At 45.7% G+C, this 21655-nt stretch carries 16 protein-coding genes; 13 read left to right on the forward strand and 3 right to left on the reverse strand.

Going from position 1 to position 21655, the window contains the following annotated elements:
* The first annotated feature begins 110 nt into the window (after window positions 1–110).
* From VJL_RS16100 to VJL_RS16135, 8 genes are all read left to right on the forward strand, one after another.
* Window positions 111–773, forward strand: coding sequence for a potassium channel family protein (locus tag VJL_RS16100; RefSeq protein ID WP_038865576.1), 663 nt, complete (start codon window positions 111–113; stop codon window positions 771–773).
* Window positions 770–2137, forward strand: coding sequence for a TrkH family potassium uptake protein (locus VJL_RS16105; RefSeq protein ID WP_038879394.1), 1368 nt, complete (start codon window positions 770–772; stop codon window positions 2135–2137). Before VJL_RS16100 ends, VJL_RS16105 begins: the two co-directional genes overlap by 4 nt.
* 227 nt (window positions 2138–2364) lie before the next feature.
* Complete coding sequence (locus VJL_RS16110) at window positions 2365–5346, forward strand: M6 family metalloprotease domain-containing protein (protein WP_038879397.1); 2982 nt, start codon at window positions 2365–2367, stop codon at window positions 5344–5346.
* Window positions 5347–5516: 170 nt separating this feature from the next.
* The gene (locus VJL_RS16115; protein WP_038879400.1) at window positions 5517–6332 is read left to right on the forward strand and encodes a hypothetical protein; all 816 of its coding nucleotides are present in this window, start codon (window positions 5517–5519) and stop codon (window positions 6330–6332) included.
* Between the two features lie 178 nt (window positions 6333–6510).
* The gene (locus VJL_RS16120; RefSeq protein WP_038879403.1) at window positions 6511–7980 is read left to right on the forward strand and encodes a protein adenylyltransferase SelO; all 1470 of its coding nucleotides are present in this window, start codon (window positions 6511–6513) and stop codon (window positions 7978–7980) included.
* A gap of 216 nt (window positions 7981–8196) precedes the next feature.
* Complete coding sequence (locus tag VJL_RS16125) at window positions 8197–9195, forward strand: TRAP transporter substrate-binding protein (RefSeq protein ID WP_038865570.1); 999 nt, start codon at window positions 8197–8199, stop codon at window positions 9193–9195.
* 88 nt (window positions 9196–9283) lie between these two features.
* Window positions 9284–9955, forward strand: coding sequence for a TRAP transporter small permease (locus VJL_RS16130; RefSeq protein ID WP_038865567.1), 672 nt, complete (start codon window positions 9284–9286; stop codon window positions 9953–9955).
* Between the two features lie 3 nt (window positions 9956–9958).
* Entirely contained in the window at window positions 9959–11320 is a 1362-nt protein-coding gene (locus tag VJL_RS16135) for a TRAP transporter large permease (RefSeq protein WP_038879405.1), read from the forward strand.
* A gap of 37 nt (window positions 11321–11357) precedes the next feature.
* On the opposite strand, the gene VJL_RS30005 is transcribed toward VJL_RS16135, so the two are convergent.
* The 3 genes from VJL_RS30005 to VJL_RS16150 all read right to left on the reverse strand — a co-directional run bounded on the left by VJL_RS30005 (window position 11358) and on the right by VJL_RS16150 (window position 14764).
* Entirely contained in the window at window positions 11358–11540 is a 183-nt protein-coding gene (locus tag VJL_RS30005) for a hypothetical protein (RefSeq protein WP_038879460.1), read from the reverse strand.
* Window positions 11541–11617: 77 nt separating this feature from the next.
* On the reverse strand, window positions 11618–12955 hold the full coding sequence (locus VJL_RS16145; RefSeq protein ID WP_038879408.1) for a sigma-54-dependent transcriptional regulator: 1338 nt from the start codon (window positions 12953–12955) through the stop codon (window positions 11618–11620).
* A 12-nt stretch (window positions 12956–12967) separates the two neighbouring features.
* Window positions 12968–14764 (reverse strand): sensor histidine kinase, encoded by a 1797-nt coding sequence (locus VJL_RS16150; protein WP_038879411.1) that lies wholly within the window; start codon window positions 14762–14764, stop codon window positions 12968–12970.
* A gap of 523 nt (window positions 14765–15287) precedes the next feature.
* On the opposite strand from VJL_RS16150, the gene tig reads away from it, so the two are divergent.
* From tig to hbs, 5 genes are all read left to right on the forward strand, one after another.
* On the forward strand, window positions 15288–16595 hold the full coding sequence (gene tig / locus VJL_RS16155; protein WP_038865559.1) for a trigger factor: 1308 nt from the start codon (window positions 15288–15290) through the stop codon (window positions 16593–16595).
* A 105-nt stretch (window positions 16596–16700) separates the two neighbouring features.
* A complete protein-coding gene (gene clpP / locus VJL_RS16160) occupies window positions 16701–17327 on the forward strand; it encodes an ATP-dependent Clp endopeptidase proteolytic subunit ClpP (RefSeq protein ID WP_005430931.1) in 627 nt (208 codons plus the stop codon).
* Window positions 17328–17399: 72 nt separating this feature from the next.
* Entirely contained in the window at window positions 17400–18680 is a 1281-nt protein-coding gene (clpX, locus tag VJL_RS16165; protein WP_038865557.1) for an ATP-dependent protease ATP-binding subunit ClpX, read from the forward strand.
* A 130-nt stretch (window positions 18681–18810) separates the two neighbouring features.
* Window positions 18811–21162, forward strand: coding sequence for an endopeptidase La (gene lon / locus VJL_RS16170; protein WP_038879414.1), 2352 nt, complete (start codon window positions 18811–18813; stop codon window positions 21160–21162).
* 191 nt (window positions 21163–21353) lie between these two features.
* Window positions 21354–21626, forward strand: a complete 273-nt coding sequence (gene hbs, locus VJL_RS16175) for a non-specific DNA-binding protein Hbs (RefSeq protein ID WP_005430934.1) — start codon at window positions 21354–21356, stop codon at window positions 21624–21626.
* Window positions 21627–21655: the final 29 nt, after the last annotated feature.

Raw genomic sequence — 21655 nt, forward strand, 5'->3', positions numbered from 1 at the left:
TGCGAATGTTTCAGTTAATCTTCTGTCAATTTTCTGTCGTCTAGTTTGCAGATGATAGGGAATAGGCGCAGACTTTCGCGCTTGCTATTCAACGCATAAATGAGGCACAAATGAAAACGGGTGATAAGCAATTTGCTGTAATTGGTCTAGGTCGTTTCGGCTTAGCCGTGTGTAAAGAACTGCAAGATTCTGGCTCACAAGTTTTGGCGGTAGACGTTAATGAAGATCGTGTAAAAGAAGCGGCGAGTTTTGTTAGCCAAGCCATTGTTGCAAACTGCACTCATGAAGAGACGGTGACCGAACTTAAGCTCGATGACTATGACATGGTCATGATCGCCATCGGTGCTGATGTTAATGCCAGCATCCTCGCCACTTTGATCGCGAAGGAAGCCGGCGTGAAATCCGTTTGGGTGAAGGCAAACGACCGCTTCCAAGCTCGCGTACTGCAAAAAATTGGTGCAGACCACGTGATCATGCCAGAGCGAGACATGGGTATCCGCGTTGCACGTAAGATGTTGGATAAGCGTGTGTTGGAGTTCCACCCTCTGGGCAGTGGCTTGGCAATGACTGAGTTTGTCATTGGCTCTCGTTGGATGGGCAAAACTTTGGGCGAACTGGCTTTGTGCAAAGTGGAAGGTGTTCAAGTGCTGGGCTTTAAGCGTGGTCCCGAAATCATCAAAGCGCCCGAGCTCACTACGACATTAGAAATTGGTGACCTTATTATTGTTGTCGGCCCTCAAGATAAATTAGCAAGCAAGCTGAAATCATTATGAGCCAATTTCACCAGAGTGTTTTTTTTCAAGCAGAAGACGGCATACGAGATAAAGCGAAAGGTGGCGAGCCGCGCATTATATTGCTGAGCTTTCTCGGTGTGTTATTGCCTTCTGCTGTTTTGCTAACCTTACCTATGTTTTCGGTGACCGGTCTGTCGATTACCGATGCGCTATTTACTGCGACTTCTGCCATCAGTGTGACGGGGCTTGGGGTCGTTGATACGGGGCAACACTTCACCTTGGCCGGTAAGATTTTGCTGATGTGCTTGATGCAAATCGGTGGGCTAGGGCAAATGACGTTATCTGCGGTATTGCTTTATATGTTTGGTGTTCGCCTTAGCTTGCGCCAACAAGCCTTGGCAAAAGATGCCTTAGGACAAGACCGTCAGGTTAACTTGCGTAAGCTGGTTAAGAAAATCGTGGTGTTTGCCCTGATCGCAGAAACGATAGGTTTTATTTTCCTTTCTTTCCGTTGGGTGCCTGAAATGGGTTGGCAAACGGGGATGTTCTACGCACTGTTCCATTCTATCTCTGCGTTCAACAACGCCGGATTTGCATTGTTCTCAGATAGCATGATGAGCTTTGTGAATGACCCAGTGGTGATCTTTACGTTGGCGGCATTGTTCATATTCGGTGGTTTGGGTTTCACTGTTATTGGTGACTTGTGGTTGCATTGGCGAAAAGGTTTTCACTTTTTGCACTTGCATACCAAGATCATGTTGATTGCGACCCCCGTATTGCTTGCCGTTGGGACCATCATGTTCTGGTTATTGGAAAGACACAATCCGAACACAATGGAATCTTTGCCTGTGGCGGGGCAGTGGTTAGCGGCGTTCTTCCAATCTGCCAGCGCACGTACAGCGGGTTTTAATAGTGTCGATCTAGCACAATTTACTCAACCAGCTCTGCTGGTGATGATTGTATTGATGCTTATCGGTGCGGGTTCTACCTCAACTGGCGGTGGTATTAAGGTGTCTACCTTTGCTGTCGCGTTTATGGCGACATGGGCGTTCCTTCGTCAGAAAAAGCATGTCGTCATTTTCAAACGTACCGTCAATTGGCAAACCGTTACTAAGTCGCTTGCGATTATTGTTGTGAGCGGGGCTATTCTCACGACGGCAATGTTTTTGCTCATGCTCACCGAGAAAGCCGACTTTGATAAGGTGATGTTCGAGACGATTTCTGCTTTTGCGACTGTTGGATTAACTGCTGGTTTGACGGCTGATCTTTCTGAACCAGGCAAGTACATCATGATAGTAGTGATGATCATTGGTCGTATTGGTCCACTGACGCTGGCTTATATGCTAGCGCGTCCAGAACCAACGCTAATCAAATACCCAGAAGACAATGTCTTAACTGGTTAGTAATAGATCTGTTATCAGCAAACGATTACGCGAGTATGGCGGTTTAACTGCGCTCGCGTTTTTTATAAATACGCTGCAGAAATGAGAATAATTTCGATTTATTTGCATTAGTAGTATTTCAATCCTTAACGATTTCTGTACTATCCCATAGTTCTTTCATATACAACTTGTTGTTTTATTTGCGTATGGAATGCGTAATTCGCGCATCGAACTCATGGAGCCGTAGTTTGAAGTTCAAGACACTAGCACTCACCATGCTGGCCGCTTTCGTATCTGGTCAAAGCATGGCAACCACCCCTCCTTCCCCCAATTGGCGAGTAGTCGCCCTAAGCGATGGTACTTCTAGTGATGTGATTCTGCGTGGTAGCGCAAGTTTTCACTGGCACGAAGATAAACAAGGTAATGCGCTGATCAAACAGGGTGAGACTTGGTTTTACGCCCAAATTGAACGTAAATCCGATCGCCCTATTTTGGTTTCAACGGGTGTTGAAAAGACACAAGCAGCCACTGCACCTGCCATTGCAAAAAATCGCCCAAGCGTCTTGCTCAAGCAGTCGATGTCTTCATTGAAAGGCATAGAACCAAGAGCGCGCGCCAATATGATGCGCCAAGCTCAGGGAATTCAAGCGATGAGTGGGGCGAGTGTTAAGCAGCAACCACTATTGGTTGTCGAAGTGTCCTTTAATGATCAAGCGATGGTGCATGATTTCCAACCTTTGGTGTTTGGTGAAAATCGTCAAAGTGTGGTGGATTACTACGACAAGAACTCGAAAGGGCAATATCGTGTTGTTCCAGCCGTTGAAACATACGGGACGGAAAATGATGGTGTGATCGGTGTTAGCGTTAACCAAAACCACCCAGATTGTAACAGCAGTTTTGGTGGTGATGCGTGTGATGTAAAGACCAAGGCCGTTTTTGCGGAGGCCTATCAAAAATTGGACCCGTACTTAAACTTGGCCCAATACGATGTCAATGACAACGGGCGTATTGACCCGACAGAACTGTCAGTGATGTTTATTTTTGCTGGTGGTGACCGTTCGACAGACTATCTTGATCGTCCATCAATTTGGCCGCACAAATTCTCTCATGATGATGTAACCATCGACGGTAAAACGATCACAGAGTATTGCGTGTTTGCTGATTTCCAAGTGACGCACCAATCGACATTGGGAGTGATCGTTCACGAACTCGGTCATCTTATGCTTGGTTTACCGGACCTATACTCCTACAACGGTTTGGCCTCTATTGGTCAGTGGGGAGTGATGGGCGCTGGTTCATGGGCGATGAAACCAGGGGACAGCTATGCTGGCGATACTCCCGTTAATATGAGTGCGTGGAGCAAGCATGCCGCTGGGTTTGTCGTACCAGAAATTGCCCAAACGGACGAATCTTCCTCGGTATCGAATGGCGAGGTAGAGCTGGTTTACCTTGATCCTTACTTAAAAGAACATGGCCCTCGCGTTTACCTTGAAAATCGTACCCATGTTGATTACGACCGTGCATTGGCAGGAGAAGGTGTTCTCGCTACGTCGGTGAATATCTTGAATCCTTTCAATGGTGCTGGCGATATGCAGGTGCAAATCTTGCAAGCCGATGGTGAGCGTGAGCTTGAGTGGGGATTCCCAAGTGACAGTGGCGATTTGTACCCAAATGGTGCTACGGCTATCTCTGATTTCTCTATTCCTAGCTTGAGTAGTATTACGGGATACAACACTGACGTCACTATTTCGAATATTACGAGTAACGCCAGTAGCGCGACCTTCTCATTAACGATGCCAAATGAGCCAAATAAATCGGCTTGGAAAAATTCGTTCTATCAAGGCTATGTGATGTCGGGAACGGATAATGCGTTGGGCATTGCTATTGACCTCAAAGCCGCATCGCAACTTGATGGCCTTCAGGTTTACGCCACGTTAGACAGCTTTGAGAATTCGATGAATTATAAGGTGTGGCGTTTTCCATCAACAGGTTTAGAAACTTACAGCCTGTGGTTAGAGGAAAGTGAAGCTCAGTTGCTACAAGAAGGTTCTTTGCAAGGTTCCTCACGTATTCTTTTTGATCAACCTAGTCAGCTAAGTGCGGGTCATCACTTGCTAGTCGTTGAGCTTGAAGGTGGGCGTTTTGAAACTAATTTCAATTTTGAAAGTGCGTTAGCGACAGAATTGCAATCTCAACCAACGATGTGGGCTGGTCGCAGCAACGCGATTTACGCAAATGGTTTAACGAGACAAAGCTTTTCTTTCATTCCTTTCGCCGCCTTATTTGATATCGACACAAACAGCCTTGTTGAAGCAAAAGCCGATATCATTGAAACCGATAAGAATGTTTCTGTTGATCTGAACTTAATGGACAATGACTTTGTTGCTCCAGGTTATCAATTTAATGTTGAATACACGCAGCAACCGACACATGGATCTATTAGTGGGAATAAATACCAACCACAAATGGGCTTTGTAGGGACTGATCGTTTCCAATATCGTCTTGTTTCTTCTGATGGTGCATTGAACTCGGCATCAGTCACCGTTCAAGTGACAGTGAATGGTCAAAATGAAGCGCCAACCGCGAGTATTGACGTTGATACCAGCAGCATGAGTGTTGATGGCAAAGTAAGCTTGTCAGCGGCATCGAGTACGGACCCAGATGGCGATACGCTTGAATATACGTGGGTACAAACCTCCGGTACGGCAGCAACATTGACGAATACAAGCAGCGCAGACGCAAGTTTTAGTGTCGTTCAAGGTACGAAAGCCGGTGAGGTTCTAACGTTCCAAGTGACGGTCACCGATCCAAGCGGATTGTCTTCAAGTGCAACAGTCGATGTTGAAGTTGAGAATACTGCGCCGGTGACGCAACCAGACTCTGCCAGTGTTGAAGCGGGTAAGAGTATTGTGATTGATGTGTTGAGTAATGATTCGGATTTCAATGGAGACACACTCATATTGCAAAGTGTAAATAACTTGTCTGGAGACGGCTCTGCGAGAGTCCTTAACGGTAAAGTCGAATATCAAGCACCAGATGATGAAGTCGCGAACGTTCAGTTGGAATACACTGTTTCTGATGGCATGGGTGGTACTACCAAAGGATCCATCAATGTTTCCGTCGTGGCTTCAGTTAAGAGTGTCGATTTCAAAAAATCTGACAGTGGCGGTAGTGTCTCTTATTGGGCATTAATGTTACTGGCGCTACTTGGTTGGCGTCGCCGTACTTAATTTATGTTTCAAAGCCACTCTTTTGAGTGGCTTTTTTCTGTTCATTCTTATTCCAACAATGTATTCATCGATCTTTTTACTATGAGATGAGTTTCACCTTTATTTTTGTACGCTTTCTATTCTTGAGGCGTAATCTATGGCTAGGTATTTATAAAAGTAAGGATATTTTTATGTCTGATAATCGGTTTTCTGTTGCGGCTATTTGCCAAGAAGCAGTAGTAATGGTCAGAGCAAATCTGCTCGCGATAGTTGTCGCTTGTATTCCTTTGATCGTGGTTCACACGATCTTTATTACCCAATACCAAGAAGCCCTAGTTCAAGGATCGCAAGAGCCTGACTTTTCTAACTTTGGTGCTGGTTTCTTTATTACGACTTTCCTTTTGTACCCGCTGGTTGCGGCAATGGCGGCGGTTCGCATCCACCGTATTTATCTTGCTCATGAATACATGCGTTCTGTTCTCGATGTGATGCGCTTATCCATGCGAGAGTTACGGTTTATTGGTTGGTGGATTTTGTTCGGTTTATCAATGGGCTTGATCATCGCGTTACCGATATTTCTCGTGACGTTTTTTATCGTCTTTGAAGGCGGAGAGATCAGTGAGTTCACAATGAACCTTGTTACCTTGCTGCTGAGTGTTCCGGGATACTGGGTTCTTTCCCGTTGGTCCTTAGTGTTACCTGCAACGGCGTTAGATCGTGAACCGAGAAGCCTTGGTAATGCATGGCGACAAAGTCGTCCTTTCAACAAGCAGATTTTTATTTTGATGGGGCTAATTCCTTTGGTTGTGGGATCGGTTAGTCAATTTGTGTTCGCTGAGTTCACCCATCTTTTCGCATTGATCGTGTCTGGCGTTATTTTCGGTATTTTTGGAGCCTTCCAAATCGCACTTCTATCTTTGAGTTATCGAACGATTCTGGATATCGAACGCGCTCGGTTTAAGGGTGTTCCAGATTCTCAGAGCGATGCATACGAGTTTCGAGGGTAAGCCATCATGGCAGCCCCGTTAACGATGCTGTAAAGCGGGGCCGCTTATTTTTACTCCTTTCTCTAAAGTGGTTTCTTTGATCTGCTCTTTCTGAAATACCCATGAATAATTCGTGGCTGAAAGCTATGGCATACAGGGCGTATACTTTCTAACAGGAAGCCGTATTTGAGGAACCATCATGCCTATCTTAGAAGGTGTCAATTTCACCCATCGATTTAGTGAACTACCATCTGCGTTTTTCACCTATGTTACTCCGCAGCTCTTAGACAATACGCGTTGGGTAGTGTGGAATGGCGAGTTTGCTCAACAGTTTGGTTTACCAGTGAAAGAGAGTGACGAGCTTTTGGAGGTATTTTCTGGGCAAACGGATTTTGTGCCTTTCGCGCCTTTAGCAATGAAGTACGCTGGTCATCAGTTTGGGGTTTATAACCCAGACTTGGGGGACGGTCGCGGCTTGTTGTTCGCTGAAATGCAGCACAATGATGGCACTTGGTTTGATATTCACCTCAAAGGAGCAGGGCTTACCCCGTACTCGCGAATGGGGGATGGTCGCGCGGTACTACGTTCTACTATTCGTGAATATCTGTGCAGTGAAGCGATGGCTGGGTTAGGCATTCCGACCACCAGAGCACTGGGTATGATGGACAGCGATACCCCCGTTTATCGCGAGAAGATGGAATATGGTGCGTTGTTGATTCGCGTAGCAGAAACGCACATCCGTTTTGGTCACTTCGAGCACTTCTTTTATACCAATCAACTTGCTGAGCAAAAGCTGCTCGCTGACAAAGTGATTGAATGGCACTTCCCTGCGTGCTCCCAAACGGAGAAGCCATACGCAGCTATGTTCGAGTCTATTGTGGAGAAAACCGCAGAGATGATTGCCTACTGGCAAGCTTACGGTTTTGCGCATGGCGTGATGAACACCGATAACATGTCGATACTCGGACAAACTTTCGACTATGGCCCGTTTGGCTTCCTCGACGATTATGATCCAAATTACATTTGTAACCATTCAGACTACCAAGGTCGTTATGCGTTTGAGCAGCAGCCACGCATCGCGCTGTGGAACTTATCTGCCTTAGCGCATGCATTATCGCCGTTGGTGGTGCGAGAAGATCTTGAAGCGGCGCTTGGTAAATTTGAAGTTCGCCTGAGCCAGAAATTCAGTGCACTGATGCGAGCCAAACTCGGTCTCCATACTAAGGTGGACGAAGATGGACGTTTGTTCGAAGCTATGTTTGAGCTGTTGAACCAAAACAAAGCTGACTACACTCGCTTCTTCCGTGAGTTGTCTAATCTCGATGTTAAGTCGCCTCAAGCTGTGATCGATTTGTTCCTTGATCGCGAAGCCGCTAATGCATGGGTGGATTTGTATCTTGCTCGCTGCGAATTAGAGGTTGATGAACGAGGTGAGTGTGTTAACGCAGCCACACGATGTGGATGCATGCGTCAAGTGAATCCGAAATACATCTTACGTAACTACCTTGCGCAGCTTGCCATTGATAAGGCAGAGGAGGGAGATTTCAGTGAAGTAAATCGTCTCGCTGAGTTGCTAAAGCACCCATTTGATGAACAGCCAGAGTTTGATGATTATGCCAAGTTACCTCCTGAGTGGGGTAAGACGATGGAAATCAGCTGCTCTTCCTAAAATGTGTCATTTCCCACCCATAGAGCCTGTTCTCGTGGGTGGATTTAACCCCTTATCTTCACCATTGATTATTCTTTATTATTTAAGTTGCTGAATAATAGGGATTAATTAACTTGGCCTGCAACTTGCCCCTTGTTGAACATCCGTACCCATTACCCTCTACCCATTTAGGTACTCATGGAAAGGATGGGATGTGATTCAACAAGGAGAATAATAATGTTTAAACCTCTAACCCTTCTGTCTGTCTCTGCTCTTGCTGTCACTAGTTTTAACGCTGCCGCAAATTGTGACCCTGGTGAAACCGTCATCAAGTTCAGCCACGTAACTAACACTGATAAACACCCGAAAGGCATTGCAGCTTCGCTGCTAGAAAAGCGCGTGAACGAAGAGATGAACGGCAAAGTCTGTATGCAGGTTTTCCCTAACTCGACACTGTACGATGATAACAAGGTGCTTGAAGCGCTCCTTAATGGTGATGTTCAACTCGCTGCCCCTTCTCTTTCAAAGTTTGAGAAATTCACCAAAAAGTACCGCATCTTTGACCTTCCTTTTCTATTCGAAGACGTGGCGGCTGTTGACCGTTTCCAAAACTCAGAATCTGGCGAGAAGCTAAAGAACGCAATGAAGCGTCGTGGCTTACAAGGTCTCGCTTTCTGGCACAACGGTATGAAGCAGATGTCTGCCAACAAGCCATTAATGCTGCCAAGCGATGCCGAGGGGCTGAAGTTCCGCGTGCAAGCATCAGACGTTTTGGTCGCTCAGTTCGAGCAACTTGGTGCGAACCCGCAAAAAATGTCATTTAAAGAAGTGTACGGCGGTCTTCAAACCAAAGTTATAGATGGTCAAGAAAATACGTGGTCGAACATTTACGGTAAGAAGTTCTTCGAAGTACAAGATGGCATCACTGAAACCAACCACGGCATTCTGGATTACCTTGTTGTAACGTCAAACGACTTCTGGAAAAAACTCCCAGATGATCAACGCGAGCAGCTTAATACCATCATTCAAGAGGTAACGACTCAGCGCAATGCAGAATCGACACAAGTTAACCTTGCGAATAAGAACAATATCATTGAAGCGGGTGGGGTAGTTCGAACTCTAACGCCTGAGCAACGCCAAGAATGGGTGACTGCACTTCAACCTGTGTGGAAAAAGTTTGAGAAAGACATCGGTACCGATCTTATTGATGCCGCAATAGCGTCTAACCAACAATAAATATTACACGAGCACTACGATTGGCCCTCATGTACTCAGCGTTCTGAGGAAGAGGGCCCTTTTCTCCCAATAATGATGTGATGTAATTATGGAACAGACTTTTTTTGCCAAGGCAGGGCGAATCACTGACGCCTTAGAAGAAACGCTGATTGCATTTTTTCTCGGTGCAATGACGTTGCTGACGTTTGCCAATGTGATTTTTCGCTATGTCTTTAACGACAATATACTTTGGGCGCTGGAGCTGACCGTATTCATGTTCGCATGGATGGTGTTGGTTGGTGCGTCTTATGGAGTAAAGAAACATTTTCACATTGGTGTCGATGTCATCATCAATATGGTTTCTGAGCCTAAACGTAAAATACTCGCGTTGCTTGCCGCTGTTTGCTGCCTAGCGTTTTCGGTTCTACTACTGATTGGTTCTTGGAATTACTGGTACCCATTTGCGACGGAGCGTGCATGGTATGAGACGGATGACATTCCAATGCCAGAGATGTTTCAATTCTTGGCCGATTGGCTTAATGAAGGTGAACGCTACGAAAAGCTACCAAGATTTATTCCTTACTTTGCGCTGCCACTTGGTATGGCGCTGCTGACGTTCCGTTTTGTACAAATTACATGGCAAATTGCGACAGGTAAACTCGACCGTCTAATTGCAGGTCATGAAGCGGAAGAAGAGTTAGAAGCGTTAAAGGAAGAGCTGAGTGAAGCGGCGGATGCCATTCCAAATAGTTCTTCTTCATCAGATCGCAAGGAGCAATAAACCATGGATATTCTGTTTTTATTCTTGATGGTGATTGGCTTCATGCTGATTGGTGTGCCAATTGCTGTCTCGTTGGGCCTTTCTAGTATTCTGTTCTTATTGATGCACTCGGATGCGTCTTTGGCCTCTGTTGCTCAAACTCTGTTTAATGCGTTTGCTGGTCACTACACCCTTTTAGCGATTCCCTTCTTTATTTTAGCCTCAAGCTTTATGTCTACCGGTGGTGTAGCCAAACGTATTATCCGCTTCGCGATCGCCATTGTCGGCTGGTTCCGTGGTGGCTTAGCGATGGCGTCGGTTGTGGCGTGTATGATGTTTGCCGCGCTTTCGGGGTCATCTCCAGCAACGGTAGTCGCGATTGGTAGCATCGTTATCGCCGGTATGATCAAAAACGGCTACTCGAAGGAGTTTGCGGCGGGTGTTATCTGTAATGCGGGGACATTGGGCATTTTGATTCCACCTTCAATTGTGATGGTTGTGTATGCCGCTGCGACGGATGTATCGGTGGGGCGTATGTTTCTTGGCGGTGTGATACCGGGCTTGCTTGCGGGTGTGATGTTGATGATTGCTATCTACATCGCCGCGAGGATTAAGAACTTACCCAAACAACCTTTTGTTGGTTGGAAGGAAACGTTCGCTGCCGCCAAAGACGCCAGTTGGGGATTGTTGTTGGTGGTGATCATTCTTGGTGGTATTTACGGTGGTATCTTCACGCCAACAGAAGCCGCGGCGGTGGCAGCAGTTTATTCGTTTTTGATTGCCAACTTTATCTATAAATATATGGGACCATTTGCGGATAAACATAATACCAAACCAGCGTTGGTGAAGATCTTCCAAACGTTTGTCCATAAAGACACCAAGCACACGCTCTATGAAGCTGGCAAACTGACCATCATGCTGTTGTTCATCATTGCCAATGCTTTGATTCTTAAACATGTACTGACAGAAGAACGCATCCCGCAAATGATCACTGAATCTATGCTGTCTGCGGGGCTCGGCCCGATCACCTTCTTAATTGTGGTCAACGTGTTGCTGCTGATTGGCGGTCAGTTTATGGAGCCTTCAGGGTTGTTGATTATCGTCGCACCTTTGGTTTTTCCAATTGCAATCGCACTAGGTATCGACCCTATTCACCTTGGTATTATGATGGTGGTGAATATGGAGATAGGCATGATAACGCCACCTGTGGGGCTTAATTTGTTTGTAACCGCCGGGGTGGCGAAAATGTCGATGATGAACGTGGTGAAAGCGGCTTTGCCTTGGGTGGCGGTGATGTTCTTATTCCTCATTATCGTAACGTATGTACCTTGGGTTTCGACTTGGCTACCAACCACGCTGATGGGACCAGAAATTATCACTAAGTAATGGTTTTTAGCCACAAAAGCAAAAGAGGTGTGACTGTTCACACCTCTTCGTTTATGGATTTATAGGTTGGCCTTCTCGGATCGGGTTTGATCCTCCGCTCGTAGCCAAGCCACTTCTTTTTGTTTTTGCGCCTATCTTCGCCAGAACGCCTTTCTTCTTGATAATGCCCGTCGACCATTACTGTATCAGTGATCACCGGTATTTTAATTTTTTCTGTCATATCCGTATGAGCCATCTTTTCGTTGTTATAAAAAGTATGATTCAAGTTGGATATAACAACAAACCGCAAACTGCGTTTTATTTATATAGATCTTTATCTATCTGATAGCGTTGCATTTTGTCATACAGGGTTTTTCGAGGCACATTCAATTGTTCCATGGTTTGCTTAATACTGCCGCGGCTTTCTAGTAAAACACTCTCTATTGCTGCTTTCTCAAATTCTGCCACTTGTTCTGCAAGGCTTGATGCCGTCGTTGGATGAGAGGGTGTCTCTCCAAGTTGTATCAGTTTACCCAGTAAGACAAAGCGTTCGGCTGCGTTGCGCAGTTCACGAACATTACCGGGCCAATCATGGGCCATTAATTGAGCGAGATCTTGTGACGAAAGGCTAGGTGAGGTTTTACCATAACGTGATGCAGCGACTAACAGAAAGTGGTGGAACAGCGCAGGAATGTCCTCTTTTCGTTCGCGCATGGGTGGTAAGTCGAGCGTGACTACATTGAGACGATAATACAGGTCTTGTCTAAAGTAGCCTTCTTCAGCGGCTTGCTTTAAGTCGACCTTAGTTGCGGCAATGACTCTGATGTCCAATGGCAGTAATTCATTTGATCCTACTCGTTCAATCACTCTTTCTTGAAGAACACGTAGTAATCGAATTTGTGCCTGAATTGGCATAGATTCGATTTCATCTAAAAACAGAGTGCCGCCCTGAGCGAATTCAAATTTGCCGATACGACGGGTTTCTGCGCCGGTAAATGCGCCTTTTTCGTGACCGTACAACTCGCTCTCAATTAGGTTTTCCGGTACTGCGCCGCAATTTACTGCGACAAAGTTTTGATTGCGGCGAGCACTTTGCTCATGCAGCGAACGAGCAATCAGTTCTTTGCCTGTTCCTGTTTCGCCAAATAGTAAAATATCGGCGTTCGTATCCGCGATGTGACTGATGGTTTCGCGCAGTATTTGGATGCTAGGAGTTTCGCCGATAATTCTTGGCCCAAGGGTTTTGCTGGCTTTGAGTGACTGTCGCAGTTTTTCATTTTCGTCGGTGAGCTTTCGCTTCTCAATAGCCCGCTTAACGGTTTCTACTAGATGCTCTGGCGCAAAAGGTTTCTCGATAAAATCGTAAGCGCCCTGATGGAGAGCTTGTACAGCCATGGATATATCGCCATGTCCGGTGATCATGATGACGGGGAGGTTTGCATCGCGCTGAGTGAGTGTGGTCAGCAAATCCATTCCGGAAATGCCCGGCAAACAGATATCAGTGACAACGACGCCAGCCTCTTCGCATTGCTGCATCTCAATTAAAGCCGATTCTGCATCGGAGAAAAACTTGGCGTCAATATCGGCAAGTTCGAAGGTTTGTTCTATCGCCAGTCTGAGATCGGCTTCGTCATCAATAAAAAATACCTGACACATGGTCTCATCCTTCTATGGTTTGGCGTTTGGTGAAGCAATAGGTAAACAGAGTGAGAATCGAGCACCACCTTGTTTTCTATTCTGAGCACTCAATCTACCGTTCATCCCGGCTAAGATTTGTTGGGAGATTGAAAGCCCTAACCCCAAACCGTTTTGTTTGGTGGTCAAAAACGGTTCGCACAATTCTGAAAGTGTGAATGCACCCAAACCTGAGCCGTTGTCATCGACATGAACCCAGACAGTTTTCGTTGTCTCATCACGTTCCACAGACAACGCCACTCGTTTCTGCTCTTGGGCTTTCATTGCTTCAATCGCGTTGGTTAGCAGATTTACTAATACTTGCTCAAGCTGGATAGTATTGATGTACACATCGATATCATGCTCTGGAACATTCGTTTCTAATGTCACTCGCGTCGATTTGAACGCGGGCTTCATCAACTCTTGTGCCGACGCAACGACGGGTAATAGGCGGGTTTGAAGTAGTTCACTCCCACTGGTTTTCTTGGCAAAAGAACGCAATTGTTGGCTGATGTTTGCCATTCGGTCGGTGAGTGTGGAAATGCGGGTGAGGTTATCTTCAACTCGTTCCCATTTTTCTTTTTGAAGAAATAGCTTCCCGTTCTCAGCAAAACTGCGAATGGCGGCGAGCGGGTTATTAAGCTCATGGCTGATGCTTGCTGACATTTGCCCAAGTACCGCCAGTTTTGCGGCTTGTATCAACTCATCTTGCGTCAAGCGTAAGGTCTGCTCGGTTTCGGTACGCTGGGCAACTTCGGCTTGCAGCTCAGCGGTACGCGCCATGACTTGATATTCAAGTTTCTGATTGGCTTCTTGCTGAATTCGATCAAGTTGACGATGGCGCTGCTGGCGGTGATAAACCAGTTGGCCTAGAAGGAATAAAACGGTAAAAGCTAGAGTCAAAACGAGCAAATAGCCCATGGTGAACCAAACTACCGTTTGCTTAGGCGAGAGTACCCGGATCGTCAGTTTGAGTTCGTCAAGGGGGAGGGAAGAGATCACCAAGGTTCCTTTATTGTAAGGGTAGCCCTGCTTTACCTCAGAATGTTTCGGCAACATGTCACCGACAAAACCAAGTGACTCAATTTGAGTGTCTAAATACTGTCGGCTTGCCCGAACTTCGGCTTCTTTTATTTCATCAAGTGATTGTAGGCTTTTGAACAACCAGTCGTTACGGCTGCTCATAAACACTATGCCATTTGGGTCACTGGCGACGAAAACACTTTTAGGCTGCTGCCAATTGTCTTCTATCTTGTTCAAATCCATTTTGACCACCACGACACCAATTACGCCACCGGCATAGACGATAGGGTAGGAATAGTAATAGCCGCGTTTACCCGAAGTGGAGCCGAGGGCGTAATATTCACTTCTCTCACCGACAATGGCTTGCTTGAAATAAGGGCGAAAAGCGAAGTTGCGCCCCACAAATGAACGCTCTTTGCGCCAATTACTGGCGGCGATCGTCGTCCCCCATTTGTCGATCAAATAGGTGTCTGCCGCTTCAATCACGTGATTAACCGATTCTAGATAGCGATTGGTGATTTCGAGCTGCGCACTGTTATTCGGAGTTAGTAGTGCTTGTACCAAAGGTTCATCTTTAGATAGTAAATGGGGAATGTGCGCGTATTTGTCTAATTTGTTTTGGATATGACTGGAAAAACGTTCCAGCTGAGACTGGTGTTTTTCGAGCAAAGATTGGTAGCTGTGACTCCAAACCCAATGCCCACCGATGAAAGCGCAAAGTAAATAGAAGGCAAAAAAAATCAGTAGAATACGGTTTTTCTGCGACATCATTACGCTCCTTGCCCCTTCCTTTGGTGACGTAAGAAAATGTTAATAGTTTGTAGTGATGAATAGGGATTTAGTTTTCAACTCTGTGGAGTAAAACAAGAGCAAGATCTCTTTTTAGGCTTTTCAATAAAAAAAGCAGTCGATTCTCTTGAAAAAGTCGCTATTGTCCCCATTCTAGATATGCTGGCTAAGGCGAAGCGATGCTAAAAGGGCATTTTTCGCAAAAATTGAGCCCGTATTCGAGAATTTAGCGCAGACAATGTCCACATAGTGGCTATTGGCTCGACAGGATTGCGACAGATCGCTAGAATGTCGCGTCTAAAAATTCTGTCCTGAGGCTAATAGGAGATACCTTTTGCGTTTGCTGAGGATATCACTGATTAGTCCGGTGTTGGTTTCCAGCATCGATACTCGGTTTTAACTTAGGTGTTCGGACAGAACACTACACAAGGATGAAGCGTGAACTCACAGAGTCTCGCTCATAAGCTCGGGAAGACCGAGCCACTTTAGAGGTTTATATATAATGCAAGTTACTGTTGAAACGCTAGAGGGCCTAGAGCGCCGTCTAAACATTACTGTTCCAGCTGCAAACATCGAAGACGCTGTAACAGCTGAACTACGCAACATCGCTAAAAACCGTCGTTTCGATGGTTTCCGTAAAGGTAAAGTGCCTCTAAAAATGGTTGCTAAGATGTACGGCAAAGCAGTACGTCAAGACGTTCTTGGTGAAGTTATGCAACGCCACTTCATCGAAGCGATCGTAAAAGAGAAAATCAACCCAGCAGGCGCTCCAACTTTCGCACCAGTTGAAAACAACGAAGGCGCTGACCTAGTTTTCGCTGCAACTTTCGAAGTTTACCCAGAAGTTGAGCTAAAAGGCCTAGACAGCATCACAGTTGAAAAACCAACAACTGAAGTTAACGATGCAGACGTAGAAGAGATGATCGAAACTCTACGTAAGCAACAAGCTACTTGGGCTGAAGTAGAAGAAGCTGCTGAAGCTGGTAAGCGTGTAAGCATCGACTTCGTTGGTTCTATCGATGGTGAAGAGTTCGAAGGCGGTAAAGCTGAGAACTTCCCACTAGAGATGGGCGCAGGTCGCATGATCCCAGGTTTCGAAGACGGTATCGAAGGTAAAACTAAAGGTATGGAATTCGAGATCGACGTAAACTTCCCAGAAGATTACCACGCTGAAAACCTAAAAGGTAAAGCTGCTAAGTTCGCAATCAAAGTGAACAAAGTTGAAGCTCGCGAACTACCAGAACTAAACGACGAATTCGTTTCTAAGTTCGGTGTTGCTGAAGGTGGCGTTGACGCACTTAAAGCTGAAGTTCGTAAGAACATGGAGCGCGAACTTAAGCAAGCTATTAAGAACCGCATCAAAGAGCAAGCTATCGACGGCCTAGTTGAGCAAAACGAAATCGACGTACCAGCTGCACTTATCGACCAAGAAATCCAAGTTCTACGTCAACAAGCTGCACAACGCTTCGGTGGTAACCCAGAAGCAGCTGCACAGCTTCCACGTGAACTGTTCGAAGAGCAAGCTAAGCGTCGCGTAGTTGTTGGTCTTCTACTAGGTGAAGTAATCAAGTCTGAAGAGCTAAAAGCTGACGACGAGAAAGTGAAGTCTCTTATCGAAGAGATGGCAACAGCTTACGAAGATCCAACAGAAGTTATTGCTTACTACGAGCAAAACGAGCAAATGATGAACAACATGCGTAACGTTGCTCTAGAAGAGCAAGCAATCGACGCGATCATCGCTAAAGCACAGGTTACTGAGAAAGAAGTAAGCTTCAACGAGCTACTTAACCAACAACAACCTGCTGCTTAATAAGCAATATCTTGCGTAGAAGGTTGACTTAACGTCGACTATTCTGCTAACAATGGTCCGTATGATAGTCATCATCCGGGCCATTTATTTTAGGGACATAAGAATATGAGCTACCAAGAAAAAAATGCAATGTCGCCAATTATTGACGCGCTAGTGCCAATGGTGGTTGAACAAACTTCCCGCGGCGAACGCTCTTACGACATTTACTCACGTTTGCTTAAAGAGCGCGTGATCTTTTTAACCGGTCAAGTGGAAGACCACATGGCAAACCTTGTCGTGGCTCAGCTACTTTTCCTAGAATCTGAAAATCCAGATAAAGATATTTTCCTATACATCAACTCTCCAGGCGGCAGCGTGACTGCGGGTATGTCTATTTACGACACTATGCAGTTCATCAAGCCAAATGTGAGCACAGTATGTATGGGTCAAGCTTGCTCAATGGGTGCGTTCCTGCTTGCAGGTGGTGCGCCAGGTAAGCGTTACGTTCTACCTAATTCACGTGTGATGATCCACCAACCACTTGGTGGTTTCCAAGGTCAAGCTTCTGATATCCAAATCCATGCTCAGGAAATCCTGACTATCAAGCAGAAGCTAAATAACTTGTTGGCAGAGCATACTGGTCAGCCTCTTGAAGTGATTGAACGTGATACTGATCGTGATAACTTCATGTCGGCAGATCAGGCAGTAGAATACGGTATTGTGGATGCAGTGTTGAGCCATCGCGGCGAGTAATTTAGCCAGCGCATTTTGGCTAAATTTGATATACACTCAATTCATAAAGAGTAAAGGCTAAGAGGTTAGCGAATGACAGATAAAAGCAAAGAAAGTGGCAGCGGCAAATTGCTGTACTGCTCTTTCTGTGGCAAAAGTCAGCACGAAGTTCGCAAGCTAATCGCAGGTCCGTCAGTTTACATTTGCGACGAGTGTGTCGACTTATGTAACGATATCATTCGCGAAGAAATCAAGGATGTTCTCCCTAAGAAAGAATCTGAGGCGTTACCAACGCCAAAACAGATCCGTGAACACCTTGATGACTATGTGATCGGACAAGATTACGCGAAAAAAGTGCTCGCAGTTGCGGTATATAACCACTACAAGCGTTTACGCAATGGTGATACAACGAGCGAAGGTGTGGAGCTTGGTAAGAGTAACATCCTTCTAATTGGTCCAACGGGTAGTGGTAAAACACTGCTTGCTGAGACGCTAGCTCGATTCCTGGATGTGCCATTTACAATGGCTGACGCTACCACACTAACCGAAGCTGGTTACGTAGGTGAAGACGTTGAAAACATCATCCAGAAGCTTCTGCAAAAATGTGATTACGATGTAGCTAAGGCTGAACGCGGCATTGTATACATTGACGAAATTGACAAGATTTCTCGTAAAGCTGAAAACCCATCAATTACGCGTGACGTATCTGGTGAAGGTGTTCAGCAGGCGCTACTAAAACTTATTGAAGGTACGGTTGCATCGGTTCCACCACAAGGTGGTCGTAAGCATCCACAGCAAGAATTCCTACAAGTGGACACGTCTAAGATCCTGTTCATCTGTGGCGGTGCATTTGCTGGCCTAGATAAAGTGATTGAGCAACGTGTAGCAACAGGTACTGGTATCGGCTTTGGCGCAGAAGTGCGCTCTAAGAACGAAACCAAAACCGTCGGTGAACTATTTACTCAGGTAGAGCCTGAAGATCTAGTGAAATACGGTTTGATTCCTGAGTTTATTGGTCGTCTACCAGTAACGACAACGTTAACTGAGTTAGATGAAGAAGCGTTAATTCAGATCCTATGTGAGCCGAAGAACGCACTAACCAAGCAATACGCAGCATTGTTCGAGCTAGAAGACGCTGAGCTTGAGTTCCGTGAAGACGCACTACGTGCTATCGCTAAGAAAGCAATGGAGCGTAAGACAGGTGCTCGTGGTCTACGTTCAATTCTAGAAAGCGTTCTGCTGGAAACCATGTATGAACTGCCATCAGCGACGGACGTAAGTAAAGTCGTGATTGATGAATCAGTCATTAATGGTGAATCAGAACCACTGCTTATTTACAGCAACGCCGACAGCCAGGCAGCTGGAGCAGAATAAATTCAACCATGAATAAAAAGGAGGTAAGTAATTACCTCCTTTTTTTATTTCTCTTATTGAATCCAAATAATTAGACCCCATATACTTCGTTAAGTAATACGTTAAACGTGAAAGCGGAAGAGAGAATTATATGAACTTGGAACGTTCCGAGCGTATCGAGATCCCGGTATTACCTCTACGTGACGTAGTGGTCTACCCACACATGGTTATTCCATTGTTTGTTGGTCGTGAGAAATCGATTAGTTGTCTAGAAACGGCAATGGAAACAAACAAACAAGTTCTGCTTGTGGCACAAAAGCAAGCTGATACTGACGAGCCGACGGTTGATGACCTATTTGAAGTAGGTACGGTTGCAACCATTCTCCAGCTTCTTAAGCTACCTGACGGCACAGTTAAAGTGTTGGTTGAAGGTCAACAGCGCGCGAAAATTAACCACTTTAAAGAAAGCGAATTCTTCCTAGCAGAGGCAGAGTTTGTGGTTACGCCTGAGCTTGAAGAGCGTGAGCAAGAAGTGATTGTTCGCAGTGCGATCAACCAATTCGAAGGCTTTATTAAGCTAAACAAAAAGATCCCACCAGAGGTGCTTACCTCACTAAATGGTATTGATGAAGCAGCTCGTCTTGCAGACACCATTGCTGCGCACATGCCTCTAAAGCTGGTGGACAAACAGCAAGTACTTGAAATTGTTGATGTGACTGAGCGTCTTGAATTCCTTATGGGTCAGATGGAATCAGAAATCGATCTTCTTCAAGTCGAAAAACGCATCCGTGGTCGCGTTAAAAAGCAGATGGAAAAATCTCAGCGTGAGTACTACCTGAATGAGCAAATGAAAGCGATTCAGAAAGAACTTGGCGAGATGGAAGATGCTCCTGACGAGTTCGAGACCCTGAAGCAAAAGATCGATGAATCGAAAATGCCTCAGGAAGCGCGTGAAAAGACAGAACAAGAGCTGCAAAAGCTTAAGATGATGTCTCCAATGTCAGCAGAAGCGACAGTGGTGCGTAGCTACATCGATTGGATGGTGAGTGTTCCATGGGCGAAGCGTTCAAAAGTTAAGAAGAACCTTGCGAAAGCAGAGGAGATTCTAAACGAAGACCATTACGGTCTAGAGCGTGTTAAAGAGCGTATTCTTGAATACTTGGCGGTACAAAACCGTATCAACAAACTGAAAGGCCCTATCCTTTGTCTTGTTGGTCCTCCTGGTGTTGGTAAAACATCCCTAGGCCGCTCTATTGCTGCTGCAACGGGTCGTAAATACACGCGTATGGCACTGGGTGGTGTACGTGATGAAGCGGAAATTCGCGGTCACCGTCGTACGTACATTGGTTCATTGCCGGGTAAGCTCATTCAGAAAATGTCGAAAGTTGGGGTGAAAAACCCACTATTCCTTCTGGATGAGATCGACAAAATGTCTTCAGACATGCGTGGCGATCCGTCTTCAGCACTGCTTGAAGTACTAGACCCAGAGCAAAATAACGCGTTTAACGATCACTACCTAGAAGTCGATTACGACTTATCAGATGTGATGTTCGTTGCAACGTCGAACTCGATGGATATTCCTGGTCCTTTGTTAGACCGTATGGAAGTGATTCGTCTGTCTGGCTACACAGAAGACGAAAAGCTGAACATCGCGAAACGTCACCTTGTTGATAAGCAAGTTCAACGTAATGGCTTGAAACCAAGCGAAATTGTTATCGAAGATTCAGCGATCATTGGCATCATTCGTTACTACACGCGTGAAGCGGGTGTGCGTAGCCTAGAGCGTGAGATTTCTAAGATCTGTCGTAAAGCAGTGAAGAACATCCTGCTTGATAGCAGCTTGAAATCAGTTACCGTGACAATGGAAAACCTAAAAGAGTACCTAGGTGTTCAGCGTCATGACTTCGGTAAAGCGGACGATAGCAACCGTATCGGTCAAGTAACGGGTCTAGCTTGGACACAAGTTGGCGGCGACCTACTGACCATCGAAACTGAATCAATGCCGGGTAAAGGTAAGCTGACGCAAACGGGTTCACTTGGCGACGTAATGAAAGAGTCGATCCAAGCTGCAATGACCGTTGTGCGTTCACGTGCCGAGAAACTGGGTATTAACTCTGACTTCTACGAAAAACGAGATATCCACGTTCACGTACCTGAAGGTGCAACACCAAAAGATGGCCCAAGTGCGGGTATCGCAATGTGTACTGCACTTGTTTCTAGCTTGACGGGTAATCCTGTAAAAGCAGAAGTGGGTATGACGGGTGAAATTACGCTTCGCGGTGAAGTTTTACCTATCGGTGGCCTAAAAGAGAAGTTACTTGCGGCACACCGCGGTGGCATCAAAACGGTACTGATTCCAAAGGACAATGAGCGTGATTTGGAAGAGATTCCAGAAAATGTTATCGCTGATCTGAAGGTTATCCCTGTACAGTGGATCGACGAAGTTCTTAAAGTTGCACTAGAGCAAGACCCGACAGGCGTTGAGTTTCCGTCTCAAAAATAGTGATGTGCAGCAAAAATAAGTAAAACTTTACGCTGATAGGCTCAAAAAGGCTTGTCAGCGTTTTTTTTGGAAGCTAAGTTAAGTTCGATAGCTTCCAGCCCTTGAAGGATAAGGGGTGGGGCATATTTTTTAATTATGGAACGAAACGTCATCACAAAAATAATCACAGATGACACAAAGGGGAAATCACAGTGAATAAAACTCAACTAGTAGAACAAATCGCAGAAAACGCAGACATCTCTAAAGCATCAGCTGGTCGCGCTCTAGATGCATTCATCGAAGCAGTAAGTGGTACGCTTCAGTCTGGTGACCAAGTTGCGCTTGTTGGCTTCGGTACTTTCAGTGTTCGCACTCGTGCAGCACGCACAGGCCGTAACCCAAAAACTGGTGAAGAAATCCAAATCGCAGAAGCTAAAGTACCTTCTTTCAAAGCTGGTAAAGCTCTAAAAGACGCTTGTAACTAATTCTTTGCGTCGATGACGCAGAGCTGGTT

Origin of the sequence: Vibrio jasicida CAIM 1864 = LMG 25398 (assembly GCF_000400365.1) — a bacterium.
Lineage (GTDB): Bacteria > Pseudomonadota > Gammaproteobacteria > Enterobacterales > Vibrionaceae > Vibrio > Vibrio jasicida.

What these genes read in the sequence shown, in the direction of transcription:
- VJL_RS16100 (WP_038865576.1), top strand. Translation starts at nt 111, where the DNA reads ATGAAAACGGGTGATAAGCAATTTGCTGTAATTGGTCTAGGTCGTTTC.
- VJL_RS16105 (WP_038879394.1), top strand. Translation starts at nt 770, where the DNA reads ATGAGCCAATTTCACCAGAGTGTTTTTTTTCAAGCAGAAGACGGCATA.
- VJL_RS16115 (WP_038879400.1), top strand. Translation starts at nt 5,517, where the DNA reads ATGTCTGATAATCGGTTTTCTGTTGCGGCTATTTGCCAAGAAGCAGTA.
- VJL_RS16120 (WP_038879403.1), top strand. Translation starts at nt 6,511, where the DNA reads ATGCCTATCTTAGAAGGTGTCAATTTCACCCATCGATTTAGTGAACTA.
- VJL_RS16125 (WP_038865570.1), top strand. Translation starts at nt 8,197, where the DNA reads ATGTTTAAACCTCTAACCCTTCTGTCTGTCTCTGCTCTTGCTGTCACT.
- VJL_RS16130 (WP_038865567.1), top strand. Translation starts at nt 9,284, where the DNA reads ATGGAACAGACTTTTTTTGCCAAGGCAGGGCGAATCACTGACGCCTTA.
- VJL_RS16135 (WP_038879405.1), top strand. Translation starts at nt 9,959, where the DNA reads ATGGATATTCTGTTTTTATTCTTGATGGTGATTGGCTTCATGCTGATT.
- VJL_RS30005 (WP_038879460.1), bottom strand. Translation starts at nt 11,540, where the DNA reads ATGACAGAAAAAATTAAAATACCGGTGATCACTGATACAGTAATGGTC.
- VJL_RS16145 (WP_038879408.1), bottom strand. Translation starts at nt 12,955, where the DNA reads ATGTGTCAGGTATTTTTTATTGATGACGAAGCCGATCTCAGACTGGCG.
- VJL_RS16150 (WP_038879411.1), bottom strand. Translation starts at nt 14,764, where the DNA reads ATGTCGCAGAAAAACCGTATTCTACTGATTTTTTTTGCCTTCTATTTA.
- tig (WP_038865559.1), top strand. Translation starts at nt 15,288, where the DNA reads ATGCAAGTTACTGTTGAAACGCTAGAGGGCCTAGAGCGCCGTCTAAAC.
- clpP (WP_005430931.1), top strand. Translation starts at nt 16,701, where the DNA reads ATGAGCTACCAAGAAAAAAATGCAATGTCGCCAATTATTGACGCGCTA.
- clpX (WP_038865557.1), top strand. Translation starts at nt 17,400, where the DNA reads ATGACAGATAAAAGCAAAGAAAGTGGCAGCGGCAAATTGCTGTACTGC.
- lon (WP_038879414.1), top strand. Translation starts at nt 18,811, where the DNA reads ATGAACTTGGAACGTTCCGAGCGTATCGAGATCCCGGTATTACCTCTA.